This is a genomic window from Microbacterium foliorum, assembly GCF_003367705.1.
Taxonomy (GTDB): domain Bacteria; phylum Actinomycetota; class Actinomycetes; order Actinomycetales; family Microbacteriaceae; genus Microbacterium; species Microbacterium foliorum.
Map to the genome: position 1 here is coordinate 164,856 of NZ_CP031425.1, position 16,171 is coordinate 181,026.

At 69.7% G+C, this 16,171-nt stretch carries 12 protein-coding genes; 5 read left to right on the forward strand and 7 right to left on the reverse strand.

The window, feature by feature from the left end:
• Window positions 1-383: 383 nt before the first annotated feature.
• On the reverse strand, window positions 384-1,106 hold the full coding sequence (locus DXT68_RS00850; RefSeq protein ID WP_045252528.1) for an SGNH/GDSL hydrolase family protein: 723 nt from the start codon (window positions 1,104-1,106) through the stop codon (window positions 384-386).
• 41 nt (window positions 1,107-1,147) lie between these two features.
• Between DXT68_RS00850 and DXT68_RS00855 the strand changes: the two genes are divergently transcribed.
• Window positions 1,148-1,606, forward strand: a complete 459-nt coding sequence (locus tag DXT68_RS00855; RefSeq protein WP_045252531.1) for a hypothetical protein — start codon at window positions 1,148-1,150, stop codon at window positions 1,604-1,606.
• An 11-nt stretch (window positions 1,607-1,617) separates the two neighbouring features.
• Here the strand turns inward: DXT68_RS00855 and DXT68_RS00860 are convergent, their stop codons facing one another.
• From DXT68_RS00860 to DXT68_RS00880, 4 genes are all read right to left on the reverse strand, one after another.
• Window positions 1,618-2,619: a magnesium and cobalt transport protein CorA gene (locus DXT68_RS00860; RefSeq protein WP_045252527.1), complete on the reverse strand. Its 1,002-nt coding sequence runs from the start codon at window positions 2,617-2,619 to the stop codon at window positions 1,618-1,620.
• A 277-nt stretch (window positions 2,620-2,896) separates the two neighbouring features.
• Window positions 2,897-3,736: an SDR family NAD(P)-dependent oxidoreductase gene (locus DXT68_RS00865; protein ID WP_045252526.1), complete on the reverse strand. Its 840-nt coding sequence runs from the start codon at window positions 3,734-3,736 to the stop codon at window positions 2,897-2,899.
• Window positions 3,733-5,310 carry a polyamine aminopropyltransferase gene (locus tag DXT68_RS17360; protein ID WP_342353184.1) on the reverse strand — a complete coding sequence of 526 codons (1,578 nt, stop codon included), beginning with the start codon at window positions 5,308-5,310 and terminating at the stop codon, window positions 3,733-3,735. Before DXT68_RS17360 ends, DXT68_RS00865 begins: the two co-directional genes overlap by 4 nt.
• A gap of 368 nt (window positions 5,311-5,678) precedes the next feature.
• Complete coding sequence (locus DXT68_RS00880) at window positions 5,679-7,901, reverse strand: glycoside hydrolase family 3 C-terminal domain-containing protein (protein WP_045252523.1); 2,223 nt, start codon at window positions 7,899-7,901, stop codon at window positions 5,679-5,681.
• Between the two features lie 233 nt (window positions 7,902-8,134).
• On the opposite strand from DXT68_RS00880, the gene DXT68_RS00885 reads away from it, so the two are divergent.
• The 4 genes from DXT68_RS00885 (at window position 8,135) to DXT68_RS00900 (ending at window position 12,416) form a co-directional block, all read left to right on the forward strand.
• Window positions 8,135-9,469: an MFS transporter gene (locus tag DXT68_RS00885; protein ID WP_045252522.1), complete on the forward strand. Its 1,335-nt coding sequence runs from the start codon at window positions 8,135-8,137 to the stop codon at window positions 9,467-9,469.
• 96 nt (window positions 9,470-9,565) lie between these two features.
• Window positions 9,566-10,159 carry a TetR/AcrR family transcriptional regulator gene (locus DXT68_RS00890; protein WP_045252521.1) on the forward strand — a complete coding sequence of 198 codons (594 nt, stop codon included), beginning with the start codon at window positions 9,566-9,568 and terminating at the stop codon, window positions 10,157-10,159.
• A 111-nt stretch (window positions 10,160-10,270) separates the two neighbouring features.
• Window positions 10,271-10,864 carry an ArsR/SmtB family transcription factor gene (locus tag DXT68_RS00895; protein WP_052677562.1) on the forward strand — a complete coding sequence of 198 codons (594 nt, stop codon included), beginning with the start codon at window positions 10,271-10,273 and terminating at the stop codon, window positions 10,862-10,864.
• A 10-nt stretch (window positions 10,865-10,874) separates the two neighbouring features.
• The gene (locus tag DXT68_RS00900; protein WP_052677561.1) at window positions 10,875-12,416 is read left to right on the forward strand and encodes a serine hydrolase domain-containing protein; all 1,542 of its coding nucleotides are present in this window, start codon (window positions 10,875-10,877) and stop codon (window positions 12,414-12,416) included.
• A 332-nt stretch (window positions 12,417-12,748) separates the two neighbouring features.
• Here DXT68_RS00900 and DXT68_RS00905 read toward each other — a convergent pair whose 3' ends face one another.
• Together DXT68_RS00905 and DXT68_RS00910 are read right to left on the reverse strand one after the other, a co-directional pair.
• Window positions 12,749-13,099 (reverse strand): TraR/DksA family transcriptional regulator, encoded by a 351-nt coding sequence (locus DXT68_RS00905; protein ID WP_045252549.1) that lies wholly within the window; start codon window positions 13,097-13,099, stop codon window positions 12,749-12,751.
• 462 nt (window positions 13,100-13,561) lie between these two features.
• On the reverse strand, window positions 13,562-16,120 hold the full coding sequence (locus tag DXT68_RS00910; protein WP_082068754.1) for an MMPL family transporter: 2,559 nt from the start codon (window positions 16,118-16,120) through the stop codon (window positions 13,562-13,564).
• Between the last annotated feature and the right edge of the window lie 51 nt (window positions 16,121-16,171).

Here is a 16,171-nt window from a genome sequence, read left to right on the forward strand (position 1 = left end):
CTAAGTACCGGTACTTAGCAACACCGAATACCGAGTGTGCTCCGGTGGCTGCGTTCACAACTCAGCATCGAATATGCGGATGGCCTCCGACGAGGCGGATTCAGGGAGTTCCCGAGCATCCATGCTGAATCGTGCACGCTGAAGGCGGCGCTCCCGTCTGCGGAGTCCGCGCGTCGTCGGCCGGGCGACACCTCAGACGACGCACGGCCTCGCTGCCGAATGCGAGCGCACCACCTCCGATACGCGGCTCGATCTCGCATCTCCCGTCTGTGCGGGGTCGATTTCGCACCGGTAGTCGGCGTGCGCGGTGCGTTTCTGACCCCGCACAGAGCGGGGCGGGCCGGGGCCGGGGTGGGGCGGCAGGACGGAGTGGGGTGCGAAGGTCAGAGGCGCGCCGCGGCGACCTGCGCCTCGAGCAGCGGCAGGGTGCGGTCGACCTCGGGCTGCGGGCGGATGCCGAGGGTGCGGGCGAGCTCGAGCGCGAGCGCGGCGTGGCCCGCGGCGTTGGGGTGGAACGGGTCGTTCATCAGACCCCAGGGCACAGCACCGCCGCCCACGTCGGCGAACCGCGCATGCTGGTCGACGAGGATCACGTCGTCCGACGCGGCGACCTCGCGCACGGCATCCGCGAATTCGACGATCCGCTCGCGACCGGGTGCGTTGGGGATGTCGATCGACGGCGGGGTCTGCAGCACGACGATCGCGCCCGCAGCTCGCGCGCGCGTGACGAACTCGCGCAGCGACGCGGCGAACTCCACCGGCGCGACGGTCGTGACGCCGGGCCCGGTCGCCATGTCGTTGGTGCCGATCATCAGAGTCAGGATGTCGGGGCGCCACACCGCGATGCGACGGTCCCAATCGCCGAGGATGTCGGTGAGACGGTGCCCGCTGATCGCCGTGTTGAGGACGGCATCGCGAGTGCGGCCCAGCTCACCGCGCACCAGCTCGTGCAGGTGCTCGGCGTAGGTGCGCGCACCCTGCGTGTGCACGAGTCCGTGGGTGATCGAGTCGCCGGTGATGACCCAGTTCAGCGGCTCCGAGCCCGCGAGCAGGTCGGCGAGGCGGCGGAGGTCGGATGCGGATGCGGGAGACTCGGCGTTCGGCACGCCCTAAAGACTAGCCGCGGGGTCGGTGGAAGACTGGTCTCATGGCTTCCCCACTGCTCGACGACCTCCTCGCCCGCATCGTCGAGAGCGGACTGCTCGATGATCCGACAGCCGAGAACGGTCTCGTCTACGGCCGCGCCACGATCGACGCGGCCGGCGCTGTCGTCACGATCAACGTCGATCCCGAGCTCGAGGACGACGAGGAGAACTTCGACGCCGACGCGCTGATCGCGGCGGTCAGCCGCATTCTGGCGGTGTCGGAGACGCGGTGGCGCGCGGTGATCGACGAGGTCGCCGACGACATCGACGAGGCGGTCGACGACGAGCCGGTGATCGAGCAGACCGATCTGCGCGACGACCTCGAGGCCACCTCAGCCGTGGTGTTCGCCGATGCCGTGCTGGTCGCCTTCGATGCGCCGAAGCAGTTCCCCGATTCCCGCATCCTCGTGCAGCTCGATGACGACCTCGAGGTCGCGAGCATCGAAGTGCGCGATCGCTGAGTCCGCCCGACTCACAACCACTTCTTGTACTTGAACACCCCGTAGAGGGCGACGGCGAACGCGGCCATCGCGCCGATCGCCATCGGATATCCGAACGCCCACTCGAGCTCCGGCATCGCCTCGAAGTTCATGCCGTACACCGTGCCGACGAGGGTGGGGGCGAAGATGATCGCGGCCCACGACGAGATCTTCTTGATCTCGTCGTTCTGCGCGAGACCCGCCTCGGTCTGCCGTCGCGCGACGAGCGCGGAGTGCACGGTGAGCGCGTTCTCGAGGATCGCCCGGAACGAGTCGACCCGCTCGTTCACGCGGATCACATGGTCGAGCACGTCGCGCAGCGACCGCTGCAGCTCCTCGTCGATGCGGTACTTCTCGGATCCCCGGCGCAGCCACTCCAGCATCCCGGAGAGCGGATGCACCGCCCGCTGAAAGTTGATCACCTCGCGCGAGAGCTCGTAGATGCGGCGCGAGAGCGCGTCGTCGTCGCTGTCGCCGAAGAGCTGGTCCTCGATCTCGTCGATGTCGTTCAGCAGGCCCGAGACGATGGGCTCATAGCCGTCGACCACCTCGTCGAGGATCGCGTAGAAGACGGCCTCCGGGCCCATCGCGAGCAGCTCGGGGTTCGCCTCCATGCGCCGGCGGACGGCGGCGAGGTCGGGCGACTCCGCGTGCCGGATCGTCACGACGAAGTCGGGGCCGACGAACAGGTGCAGCTCGCCGAACTCGATCGACTCCTGCTCGTCGCGGTAGCGCGCGGGGCGGAGCACCGCGAAGAGGGTGTCGCCGTAGCGCTCGACCTTCGACCGCTGGTGCCCCGAGAGGGCGTCCTCGACGGCCAGCGGATGCAGGTCGAATTCGCGCGCGACCGAGGCGACCTCCTCGGGGCTCGGACGATACAGGCCGATCCAGGCGATGCCGCCGTGCGCGTCGAGCGACCGGTAGGTCTCGTCGAGGTTCTCGGGGGTCTCCACGCGACGTCCCTGGACGTACACGCCGTTGTCGATGAGGGCCATGGCAGGCTCCGTTCTCGCAGGCGCACGCCCGGACAGAGGGGTCGTGCGCAGATTTCGTCAGGGGGCGGATGACGCCGCCGACGGCTGCGGAGCAGGACGTGCAGGTGCGGAGCCGGAGCTCAACGCACGGATGCCGTCAGACGCGACGCAACGAAGGCGGCGTCGCAACTATCACCGGACATCGCCATCACCGCCTCTCGCGCTCTGAAGGGGTCACATGACCCGACGTGCCAGCATACTCCTGCGCGCTGGACGTGGACTCCGCGGAGCGGACGCCTCAGGCGTCGATGCCGACGAGTTCGGCGCTCCTGCGCCACAGAGCCTCGGCGAGAGCGGCATCCTCGATCATCGGATTGACCCGTCGGGTCAGCACGCGCTCGTCGTAGTACCGCCCCGAGATCCAGGTCTCGTCGGGTGTCCCCTCGGCGAACCAGGTCAGGGTGCGGCCGCCCTTGTCGCTGCTGATGAGCAGCAGGTGCTTGAGCGGCGTGCGATAGACGAGGCGCATGATCGTGCTCGAGTCGGACGCGAAGTTGGTCTGCACGGTGCCGGGGTGGAAGGCGACCGAGGTGAGGCCCTCGCCGTGGAACTTCGTGTGCAGGCTCTTCGTGAAGAGGACGTTCGCGAGCTTGGCATCGCCGTACGCCTTGTTCGCGCTGTACTTGGCGCGATTGTCGAGGTCGTCGACGTCGATGCGTCCGAACAGCCGGTGAGCGACGCTGGAGGTGTTGATGACCGCCGCGCGGCCGGTGCGCAGCTGCGGCAGCAGGAGGTTGGTGAGCAGGAAGGGCGCGAGGTGGTTGACCTGCAGGGTCTTCTCGTGGCCGTCGACCGTCGGGGTCTGATCGCCGAAGATGCCGCCCGCGTTGTTCGCGAGCACGTCGATGCCGCCGTCGCCGACGGCATCCGCGATCTTCGCGGCGAGCTCGCGCACGTCGTCGAGCCGCGCGAAGTCGGCGGTGAACCACTCCGCACCCGTGTCGGCGGCGACTGCGCGTGTCTTCTCGACCGAGCGTCCGACGAGGATCAGCCGATGGCCGTCCTCCGAGAGCTGGCGGGCCGAAGCCGCCCCGATGCCGTCGGACGCGCCCGTGAGCACGATCGTCTTGGTCGTCATGATCCTGCCTTCGATGGGCGATCGGATGCCGGTTCCCCGGCGGTGCGGCTGCGCGCGACGTACACGGTGTTCGATGAGGTGCCGCCGGTGACGGCGTTCGCGAAGTCGATGACGTGAGCGACGACACCATCGAACACGGCGCGCATCGTCTCCAGGAAGTCTTCGTCGGGCGGGTCGTCCGACCACAGTGCGAACACTCCGCCGGTGGCGAGGTGTCGATCGAGTGAACGCAGACCGTCGACGGTGTAGAGGTCGGCGTGTGTGGGGTCGAGCTGGTGGCGCGGGGAGTGGTCGACATCGAGGAGGATCGCCGAGTAGTCGCCCTCGCCCTCGGCGGGTGCGGCACGGACCAGCGCGAAGAAGTCGTCTTCGACCAGGCTCGTGCGGGGATCCTCGACGAGCTCGGCCGACACCGGGAGCAGCAGTCGCTGATGCCAGCCGATCACCGCGCCCAGCCGATCGACCACGGTGAGCGAGGTCACCCGGTCGTCGTGCAGTGCCGTGACCGCCGTGTATCCGAGTCCGAGGCCGCCGACCAGCACCGAGAGGTCATCGCCCGTGGCGGCGGCGAGACCCAGAGTCGAGAGCTCCTCCTCCGCCACCGTGAACAGACTCGACATCAGATACTCGTCGCCGAGCCTGACCTCATAGATCTCCTGGCCGACCGCCGGCTCGGTGCGTCGGCGCAGCGTCAGCTCGCCGATCGGGGTGTCCTGCCAGTCGAGCTCTTCGAACCGTGTGATCACTGCGCCGCTTCTCCGTCGTTCGTCGTCTTCGGGGGGCAGGCGCAGCGGCATCCGCTCACCCTCGGGTTCCGATGCGCTCCGTGCAGACGGCTGCGGGGGCGCGACCGGCGCGGCGATCTCGCGCGCCACCTGCTTCTCGAGCACCTGCACGGCCTCGTCGCTCAGCAGGATCAGCCCTTCGAGCTCGTCGCGCACGCGACGGTAGGCGACGTTGCGCTCGGCCTGGGTGGCCGACTCGTCGACGGCGACTTTGAGCAGCTGCTGAGCGCGGTCGAGTCGTTTGCGCTCGGGTTCGGTGAACGTCGAGTCGCGCAGGCGCCGGGCATCCTTCTCGGCGATCTCGAACGCGACGGCGTAGGCGCCCACCGCGTCGAGGTACTCCGACACCTGCTTCTCGGTGACGGTCTGCTCGGCGGACGCCGGCCGCAGAGCATCCGCCGTCTTCTTGGCCCGCAGGAACGCGGCGACCAGGGGCTGACGCCCGTCGCTCATGGCGGGGAAGGCGATCAGCTTCGCGACGTCGAGCTCGTAGTCGAGCCAGCGCGCGGTGATCTCGTCGTGCTCGGCGAACAGCCGCTCGAGCAGCGCGTTCGGGGCCACGGACGCCGTCGTGTCGACGACCGCCGGGCTCGCCCGCCGGGCAGTGCCGCCGCGTGCCTCGAGCTGGGCCGTCTTGATCTCCGCCTTCAGGCGCAGCGTCTCGAGGCGTCGCTCATGACGGCGCCGCGCATTGCGCTCCCATGCCTTCGCCGCGCCGCCGGCGACACCCATGATGGGGAAGATGATCCACCAGGGCACGGTGCCGAGCCAGCTGAAGAAGGGTTCCATGATGCCCTCAGCCTACTTCTCGGGGTTCCCGCCGTCGCCGGCTCCCGGGGCGCCCGCCGGTGCCGGTTCCCGGGGCGCCCGCCGGTGCTGGTTCCCGGGGCGCCCGCCGGTGCCGGTTCCCGGCGGGGGCCGTTCCCGGCGGGGGCCGTTCACTATTCAGCACCGTTGGTCGGCCAACGGTGTCGCGCACCGGACGATCCGCGGGTCGTCGGCGCTCGACCCGGGCGCGAGAACTTCCTTGCTGAATTGTGAACCGCGTTCGCCGGAGCCAGGTCACCGGCGTCGCCGGAAGACGGGCCGGAAGACCGGCCGGAAGACCGGCTGGAGACCGGCCGGGTCGGGCAGGCGCAGTGACGCGCGTCCGAACGTCAGCCGCGCTGCGCGCGCTCGACGAGGGCGATGAGCTCGGCGCGCGGCAGCGGGAATCCGTCGAGGCGACCGACCGGGAAGTTGCCGAGCATCTTGAGCATCTCGTCGCCCTCGGAGCCGAACTTCTCGGCGATGATCCCGGCGAACTCCGCCCCCACGACCGGGTCGACCAGCAGCTCGTCGAACGACGAGCCGAGGCTGACCGGCAGCACGACCTCGTCACCGGCGACCGCGACGGCCGTGTGCGCACGCAGGTCACGACTCGACGAGCCGAGGTCGATCACGTACTCGCCGGCCTCGACGATCCAGCGGTCGACGCGAACGTCCCAGTACGCCAGCTCCGCGCGGCGAAGTCGCAGCTCGACCTCGCCGGTCTCGCCCGGCTCGAGCGCTACGGAAGCGAAGGCCTTGAGCTCGCGCGGCGGGCGCTGCACCGACGATCCGGGCAGGCTCGTGTACGCCTGCACGACCTCGCGTCCGGCGACCTCCCCGGTGTTCGTGACCGGCACCGTGACGAGGACGTCGCCCGAGCTGTCGACCGATGCCGTCGCGTCGCCGTACGAGAACGTCGTGTACGACAGGCCGTGCCCGAACGGGAAGGCGACAGGCAGCTGCCGTGCGTCGTACCAGCGGTACCCGACCAGCAGGCCCTCGCCGTAGTACGAGTGGCCGTGCTCTCCGGGGAAGCTGCCGAAGGCGGGGGTGTCCTCGAGGCGCAGCGGGATCGTCTCGGCGAGCCGGCCCGACGGGTTCACGACGCCGAACAGCACGTCGGCGGTGCCGCCGCCTCCCGCCTGTCCGAGCAGCCATGCCTCGACGATGGCGGGCACCCGGTCGGCGAACGGCAGGGCCACGACCCCGCCGTTCGAGAGCACGACGACGACGTTCGAGGTGACTCCGAGCACGGCATCCAGCAGAGCGAGCTGGTCGGCAGGCAGGTCGATGTGCTCGCGGTCGAAGCCCTCGGACTCCTCGTGCGCGGGCACGCCGAGGAACACGACGGCGACGTCGGCGGCGGATGCGGCGGCGACGGCCTCCGCACGGAGCGCGGCGGAGTCGGCATCCGCGTCCTCGCCGATCGCGAACCCGGCGGCGAACGTGACCTCGCCGTCGCTGAGCGCACGGATCTCATCGAGCGCGGTGTCGATGCGGGTCGGGTTGATCTGCGACGAACCGGCGCCCTGGAACCGCGGGGTGCGCGCGAACTCGCCGATCACGGCGAGTGCCGCCGACGGCTGCAGGGGCAGGATGCCGCCCTCGTTGCGCAGCAGCACGATCGAGCGGCCGGCGACCTCGCGGGCGAGCGCGTGGTGCCCGTCGACGTCGAGCGGTCCCGATGCCGCGGGCCGCGACTGGGCCTTGCGGGTCAGGTCGAGCAGGCGGTCGACGACCGTGTCGACGGCGGCCTCCTCGAGGCTGCCGTCCTGCACGGCGGCGACGATCTCGGCATCCGTGCGTCCGCTGCTACCCGGCATCTCGAGGTCCATGCCGGCGATGACGCCGGCGACGCGGCTGTTGACCGCGCCCCAGTCCGAGACGACGATGCCCTCGAAGCCCCACTCGTCACGCAGGACCGTCGTGAGCAGCCACGGGTCTTCGGACGCGTAGACGCCGTTGATCCGGTTGTACGAGCACATGATCGTCCAGGGCTGGGCGTCTTCGACGACCCGCTGGAATCCGCGCAGGTAGATCTCGCGCAGCGTGCGCGGGTCGACGTCGCTCGAGACCCGAAGGCGGTCGGTCTCCTGGTTGTTCGCGGCGAAGTGCTTGAGCGAGGAGCCGACGCCCTGCGACTGGATGCCGCGCACGAGCCCGGCCCCCATCGCGCCCGAGACGATCGGGTCTTCCGACATGTACTCGAAGTTGCGGCCGCACAAGGGCGAGCGCTTGATGTTGATGCCCGGGCCGAGGATCACCGCGACGTCCTCGATCGCGGACTCGACGCCGAGGGCGACGCCGACGCGCTCGGCGAGGGCGGGGTCGAAGGTCGCTGAGAGTCCGACAGCGGGCGGGAAGCAGGTGGCGGGAATGCTGCCGGCGAGACCCAGATGGTCGGTGTCGCCACCCTGCTTGCGCAGGCCGTGGGGCCCGTCGGTGAGCATGAGCGAGGGGATGCCGAGGCGGTCGATGCTCTTGGTCGTCCAGAAGTCCGCGCCGCTGGTGAGAGCCGCCTTCTCTTCGAGGGTGAGGTCGTGGGCGCGCGCGCCGGTGGGCTCGGTCATGGGATTCCCTCTCGCCGTTGAGTCGGATCGGGCCGCGTCGAAGGTGCAGCATCCGCTCGATTTCTCAAAACTTTAATCGTTATGGTTTTCTGCCACAAGGAACGCCGACATCTTCGGAAGAATGTCTTGCAGTGAAAACCTGAACGGTCTAGGTTTTCATCCACGGGAGCGAATCTCCGGCATGTCGCAGCGTTGCGACGCCTTCGGACTCCCACCGGCCGAAGGAGGCAGGCATGAGCGGTTCCGCAGCGGGTACGCCGTCGGGGATGACGACGGCGACGGCGGTCGCACGAGAGCATCACTGGTTCGCAGAACCGACGGAGCCGGCGAAGAAGGGGTACGTCGCCTGGCTGATCATCGCGCAGTTCATCTTCTTCATCGCCCTGCTGGGGCCGGCCATCGTCGGCATCGGTCTGAAGATCACCGATCTGCAGAACGCCGGGGCGATCGCTGACGGCGCCGCGGGCTTCAACACGGCATCCGCGATCCTCGGTGGAGTCGGCGCGTTCTTCGCGACCGTCGCGAACGTGGTGTTCGGACGCGTCTCCGACCGCACGACGAGCCGGTGGGGGCGCCGACGGATCTGGATCGTGCTCGGAACCGTCATCATGACGATCGGCTTCGTGTTCATGGCGCTCGGCCCCAGCCTGCTCGTCGCCACGATCGGCTGGGCGATCGCCCAGCTCGGCGCGAACATGACCCTCGCACCGTTCGTGGCGACGATCGCCGACCAGGTGCCCAAGTTTCAGCGCGGATCGGTGGCCGCGGGTCTCGGCATCGCACAGAACCTCGGCATCGTCGGCGGCACCTATGTCGCGGGCTGGTTCTCGTTCAACCTCTTCATCGTCTTCGTGGTTCCCGCGATCCTCGCGATCATCGCCATGGTCGTGTTCGCGATCGTGCTGCCCGACCGGGTGCTCCCGGCCCGGCCGCCGCGCATCAGCTTCCGCGAGGTCATGCAGACGATCTGGGTCAGCCCGGTCGCACACCCCGACTTCGCGCTCGCGTGGTGGTCGCGGTTCCTCATCACGTTCGCGAGCTTCGGGTTCACCACCTTCCGCTTCGCCTACATGGGCTTCCACCTGGGGGTCCCCGAAGAGGACATCGGCCTGCTGATCGCGAACACGACGCTCGTGTACACCGCGGCCCTGGTGGTCACGGCGTGGATCGCGGGCAAGATCTCCGACAGGATCGGTCGACGCAAGGTCTTCGTCTGGACCTCGACGGTGCTCTTCGCCGCCGGCACGTTCGCGTTGATCTTCATCCAGGACGTCCCGTCGTACTACATCCTGGAGATCCTGCTGGGGGCGGCATACGGAATCTACGTCGGCGTCGACCTCGCGCTCGTCGTCGACGTGCTGCCCAACCCGGATGACTCGGGCAAGGACCTGGGCGTCTTCAACATCGCCAACGCGCTGCCGCAGACGGTGGCCCCTCTCATCGGCGGCCTCGTGCTGGCGTCGACCGGCGGTACCAGCGGTGCCGACTACACGGTCTGGTTCACGATCTGCGCGGTCGCGGCGCTGATAGGCGCCGCGGTGATCTTCCCGATCAAGAGCGTGAAATAGCGGGGACGGGGAGTGGCGGCCGGATGCCTCGGGGGGCGCATCCGGTCGTCACGGGTCTCCGCTCGAGCGTTCATCGGATTCTCCTAGACTGACGACATGGCACGACGGGGGCAGTACGCGAAGGGGGCGGCGAAGCGCGCCGAGATCCTCGCCGTCGCGCTCGATGTGGTCGCCGAACTGGGCACCCGCAAGGCGTCGAATCGGGAGATCGCCGCTCGCGTCGGACTCACCCAGCCGGGACTCATGCACTACTTCAGCACCCGCGAAGAGCTCTTCCTCGAGGTCCTCCGTGCGCGCGACGAGCGCGACCACGAGCGGTTTCATTCGCCCCAGCGGGGGTTCCAGAGCTTCCTGGATGTCATCGCGCACAACGCCAGCGTGCCCGGACTCGTCCGTCTGTACGTGGAGTACTCGGCTGAGGCGACTCTCGAGGGGCATCCCGCCCGGGCGTTCTTCGAGGAGCGCTTCGTGTGGGTGCGCGCGCTGATGACCGAGGCCGTGCGGCACGATCAGGCCGTCGAGCTGATGGGGCCGGACGTCGACATCCCCTATGTCGTGGACCTGGTCATCGCGGCTGCCGACGGGCTGCAGGTGCAGTGGCTGCTGGATCCCTCGATCGACATGGCCGACCGGCTCGCGCGCCTCTGGCAGGGCGTCCGCGAGACGTCGTGGCCGGCCGTCGCCACCTGATCCGCAGCCTCTGTCGGTCGATGCCGTGCACCCCGCGGCCACGTTCGGCGTGCCTTCTCGATCTCCTAGATCGCATTTTCCGTAATTACGAACTATTGATATGTTCGAGTCATGGAATCCGAGAACGAGCGCGCGATCGAACGCCGCCTGGCCGACCTCGAGCACGAGGTCGCACGGCTCTCCGCCCTCGCAGAGGGGCGTATCGACATCGTGTCTTCGGATGTTCCGGGCTCCTCAGAGCCGGCGGCTGCTCCCGATGCCCCGGACGCCGATGCGGCGCCGGATGCCGCTGATGCGCCCGCCGGCACGGATGACCCGCTGTGGTTCGTGAACGAGCTCAGCCGACGCGTGCCGGGCGCGGTCATGATGGCCGGCGCGCTCGACACCGTGTCCGGGCCGGTCCGCTGGCAGTACGGCCTCATGGCCGACGGCCTGCTCTCGCAGGACTGGAGCGACCTCGCGCGCCCTCTCGAGGCGCTCGGCCATCCCGCTCGCATCGAGCTCGTCCGCCAGGTGCTGCGCGGAGCGCACACGACGGCCGAGCTGCTGCAGCTCGAGCATCTCGCCTCGTCCGGCCAGCTCTACCACCACCTGCGCCAGCTCGTCACGGCGGGGTGGCTCGTCTCGCCTCGCCGCGGGTACTACGAGGTTCCTGTCGCGCGCGTCGTCCCCCTTCTCGTCCTGACCATGATCGCTTCGAGCTGAGGAGCCCCCCGTGACCACCCCCTCGACATCCCCGACATCCCTCGACCCCGAAGTCCGCCCGAACGGATCCGAGGCGCCGCGTCGCCGCCCGACGCGCACGATCCTCGCCGTCATCGGCGCCGCCGCTGTCGTGGGCATCGCGCTCGGCGCAGCGATCGGTCCGCAGCACCAGACCGTGAGCGCCTCGACGGCGGGCGATGCGGGTCTCGCCGACCGCATCCGCTCTCTTCCGGGCAGCCTCGACAGCTTCCGCTCTCTCTCGGTGGCCGAGATCGGTCCCGACGGAGCGGTGTTCGCGGGGCTCGGCGACGCCGACCCCGGCGCTCCGGGCGCGCCGACCGCCGACACGGTCTTCGAGCTCGGATCCATCACCAAGACCTTCACCGGAGCGCTGTTCGCCGAGGCGATCGAACGCGGCGAGGTGAGCGCCGACGACGCCCTCGCCGAGCACCTGCCCGAACTCGAGGGCACGCCCGCCGGCGACGTGACGCTCGCCTCGCTCTCGCAGCACACGTCGGGCCTGCCCGGCCTCGGGGCCACGGCCGCCGACGCGGCGGTCACCGGTGTGCTCCTCAACGAGAACCCCTACGCCACCACGACGACCGAGCAGCTGATCGCGGATGCCGCGGTGGCACCCGTCGACCCGGATCAGGGATCCCTCTACTCGAACTTCGCCGTCTCGCTGCTCGGCACCGCGCTCGTCGAGGCAGCGGATGCCGGAGACTACGCGACCCTGCTCGAGGAGCGCATCACCGGCCCGCTCGGGATGGACGACACGGTCGTCGCGGCGACGGCCGACGAGGTTCCGGCCGATGCCGTGCCCGGATTCCTCATCAACGGCGTCCGTGCGCCCCGCTGGTCGGGTGAGGGGTACCTGCCGGCCGGCTCGTCGACCTTCACGACCGCCGCAGACCTCGCGCTCTGGGCGCAGGCCAACCTCGACGGCACAGCACCGGGGGCCGCGGCGCTCGAACCCACCGCGCCGATGGGCGAAGGCACCGAGATCGGCTGGGGCTGGATCACCTCGCCGTCCTTCTCGGGCGAAGGCCTGCAGACGTGGCACAACGGCGGCACCGCGGGCTTCCGCACGATGCTCACCCTCGATCGGGAGGCCGGAACGGCGTTCCTCGCCCTGTCGAACACCGCGGCCCCGGCCGACTACATCGCGATGTCATACGCCTCGGGCGCCCCGATCCCCGCGGTCGACGCTCCGACGGCGACCGTCGCGTGGGGTGTCTTCGGACTCGCGCTGCTGCTCGGCCTGATCGTCCTGCTGCGTTCGTTCCGGGTGAAGGCGCTGCTCCCGTCGGTCAGCGATCTGATCTGGGCGACGTTCGGACTGCTGCTGCTCTGGCACAGCGGGCCCTGGTTCGCGGTCGGCGGATGGCTGTGGGGACTCGCCCTCGCTCCCGCGCTCGCCGCGATCGGCGTGCTCGTTCTTCGCGCGTCGCGGACGCCGCTGCCGTTCCTGCCTCGTCGCCGCGCCTGGCTCTGGTGGCCGGTCGCCGTGATCGGTGCGGCGCTCGCGGTCGGCGTCACGTTCCTCTGGTGAGGTGAGGTGAGGTGAGGCTCGGGGCTCGGGGCTCGGGGCTCGGGGCTCGGGGCTTGGGGCCGGGGCGGGGTCGGGGCTCGGGGCTCGGGTCGGAGCTCGGGGTCGGAGCTCGGGGTCGGGGCTCGGGGCCGGGTCGGGGTCGGGGCTTGGGGCCGGGGCGGGGCCGGGTCGGGGTTGGGCTGCTGCGGCGCCGGGCACGGCTTCGGATCCGGCATCCGACTCGCCGTGTCGCGGAGGAAGACCCCCGGTGTGTCGGCATCGGTCTCCGAAGTTGTGCTCGGTATCTCGGGCTCGTGAGGTCAGGCGGGCCGTCGGTCAGGCGGGCCGGTCGGTCAGAGGCCGAGCTTCTCGGCACAGGCGACGCAGTGGGTGGCGAACGGGCGCACCTCGAGGCGACCTGCCGGAATCGGTCGGCCGCAGTGCGCGCAGGCGCCGTAAGTGCCGGCGTCCAGGCGGGCGATCGCGTCGTCGACTTGGCGGAGTTCGGATGCCGCGGCCTCGGCCAGCCCGGTCAGTCGTGACCACTCCGACGAGAGCGTGACGCCCTCGGGGTCGTGCTCGTCGTCGTCGTTCGAGCCCTCGCGGTCGTGCATCAGCTCGGCGAGAGTCGCCGCCGTCGCTGCGACCCGAGCCGCGGACTCGGCGCGCAGCGCAGTGAGGCGAGAGCGGGCATCCGACGTCATCCGCACACTCTAAGCCGCCCCTCTGACATCCGCTCTCCGCGTGCCGATACCCTCTGGCGCCCGCCGCTGCTGAACGCGCGACCAGGTGGCGTCCTCCGCGTCAGGAGGCAGCTCCGTGTCGGGCGGAGTCCTCCCTGTCGGGCGGTGTCCTAGCTGTCAGAGGTCCGCCGGTCGGGGAGTTCTCCGCCCGTCGGCGAGACCACCTGAACCGTGTCGGTCCGCACGCCGGGGTGGTCGCGCTGCGTGTTGGGCGGAGTCCCCCGTGTCAGGTGGCGTCCTCCGCGTCAGGAGGCACCTCCGTGTCGGGCGGAGTTCTCTGCGTGGGGCGGTGGCCTAGCTGTCAGAGGTCCGCCGGTCGGGGAGTTCTCCGCCCGACGGCGAGACGACCTGAACCGTGTCGGTCCGCACGCCGGGGTGGTCGCACCTCCGTGTCGGGCGGAGTCCTCTGCGTGGGGCGGTGTCCTAGTTGTCAGAGGTCCGCCGGTCGGGGAGTTCTCCGCCCGACGGCGAGACCACCTGAACCGTGTCGGTCCGCACGCCGGGGTGGTCGCGCTCGAGGGCGGCGCCCTCCATGTCGACGTTCGGGAGGATGCGGTCGAGCCACCGCGGCAGCCACCAGGCCGAGCGTCCGAGCAGATGCATGAGCGCCGGCATGAGCAGCATCCGCACGACGAAGGCGTCGAGCAGCACGCCGAAGGCGAGGCCGAAGCCGATCGAGCGGATGATGGTCGACTCCGAGAAGATGAAGCCGCCGAACACCGACACCATGATCAGCGCCGCCGCGATGACGACCGAACGGCCGGCGCGGAAGCCCTGCGCCACGGCATCGCGTGCCGAGGCGCCGTGCACGTACGCCTCGCGCATGCCGGACGCGAGGAACAGCTGATAGTCCATCGCCAGCCCGAAGAGGATGCCGACGAGGATCACCGGCAGGAAGCTCAGGATCGGCCCCGTGCTGTGCAGTCCGATGATGTCGGCACCCCAGCCGAACTGGAACACCGAGACGATCAGCCCGTACGTCGCGAAGAGCGAGAGCACGAAGCCTCCGGTCGCGATGATCGGCACCAGGAGCGAGCGGAACACGACGATCATGATGAGCAGCGAGAGCCCGACCACCACCACGAGGTACAGCGGCAGGACGCCGGCGAGCGACTCGGAGATGTCGATGTTGGTCGCCGCCTGACCTGCGACGCCCAGGGTGATGCCGCCGTCGAGCTGCGGCAGGGCGCGGATGTCCTGCACGAGCTTCTCGGTCGACGAGCTGTTCGGGCCTTCCGCGGGCAGCACCTGGAACGCGAGCAGCGTGTTGTCGTCGGAGGTCGCGATCGGCGCGACGGCGACGACGTCATCCTGATCGGCGATCTTCTGGGCGACTTCGACCTGCGTGGCGAGCAGGTCGTCGTCGCTCACCGCATCGTCGAGGGTCGCCGTGACGAGCAGCGGTCCGTTGGCTCCCTCGGCGAACTGCTCCTCGACGGCGTGGAAGGCGCGATAGCTGGTGGAGTCCGACGGCTCGCTGGCCCCGTCGGGGAGGCCGAGACGCATCGACATCGAGGGGATCGCGATGATGAGCAGCGCGACCACGCTGACGAGGACGGTGACGATGGCGCGCAGCGTCGACATCCGCTTCACCGGCCTGCCGGCGGCGTGCGGCTGGCCGATCGTGGCGCGGGCCTTCCCGCTCAGCAGGCGGGTGCCGACGAGTCCGAGGATCGCGGGTGCGAGGGTGATCGCCACGAGCACGGCCACCGCGACGCAGACCGCGCCGACCGTGCCCATGAGCCCGAGGAACGGCACGCCCGTCACGTTGAGGGCGAGCAGGGCGACGATGACCGTGGTACCGGCGAACACGACGGCGGTGCCCGAGGTGCCGGTGGCGAGGCCGATCGACTCCCGCACCGGCACGCCGTTGAGCAGCTGCTTGCGGTGTCGGTTCACGATGAAGAGCGAGTAGTCGATGCCGACGGCGAGGCCCAGCATCACGCCCAGCACGGGCGTCACGGATGCCATGTCGACGACGCCCGAGAAGGCGAGGGAGGCGGTCACGCCGACCCCCACGCCGACGATGGCCGTGACGATGGGCAGCGCGGCGCCGATCAGCGTTCCCAGCATCACGATCAGCACGACCGCGGCGAAGGCGAGTCCGACGGCCTCGCCGACCCCGAAGATCTCGGGCACGCCCTGCGCGATGTCGGTGCCGAAGTCGACCTCGACGCCGTCGATCGGCGCGGACTCGAAGTGATCGATCGTGCCCTGCTTGATCTCCTCCGAGAGCTCGAGTCGCGGATCCTCGAACGACACGTTGACGATCGCGGTCGAGTCGTCGTCCGACACGACGCCGATGCCGTCGGAGAGGCCGAGCAGCGTCGTGCCGAGGTCGACCTTCTCGGCGTTCTCATCGAGGTCGGCGCGGGAGTCGTCGATGGTCTTCTGCTGAGCCTCCAGCTCGGTGAGCTGCCCGTTCAGTGCGGCGATCTGCGTATCGAGCGCTGCGAGCTGTGCGGCGGGGGCACCGCCGGCCTCAGCCTGCGCCCGGCCCGCAGTCAGCTGCTCCAGCCCTGACTCGAGCTGCGCGCGCCCCTCGTCGAGCTGCGTCTGTCCGGCATCCAGCTGCGCGCGTCCGCCTTCGATCTGATCGGTGCCGTCGGCGAGCTGCTGGGCCTGCTCGGCCCGCTGCTGCTGAGTCTCGAACGGGTCGACGACCGAGGCCACACCGTCGAGATCCTCAGCGCTCGACGCCAGCGCCGAGATCTCCTGCTTCTGCTCCTCGGTGAAGGCCGAACCGTCGGTGGTCCGGTAGACCACGGTTCCCGTGCCGCCTGCCGTGTCGGGCAGCTTCTTCGCCAGCTGATCGGTCACCGCGCCCGAGGCCGTGCCGGGGATGTCGAAGCTGTTGCTAAGCGTGCCGCCGAGGGTCAGGAACGCGCCGACCCCGAGGCCGAGGATGAGGACCCACGTGACGATCACCGTCCATGCCTTGCGCGCAGCGAGGGAACCCAGACGGTAGAGCAGTGATGCCAAGACGATCTCCTTCAGACATCCATGATCATACGGTGCGTCTCGTCTAGTGTT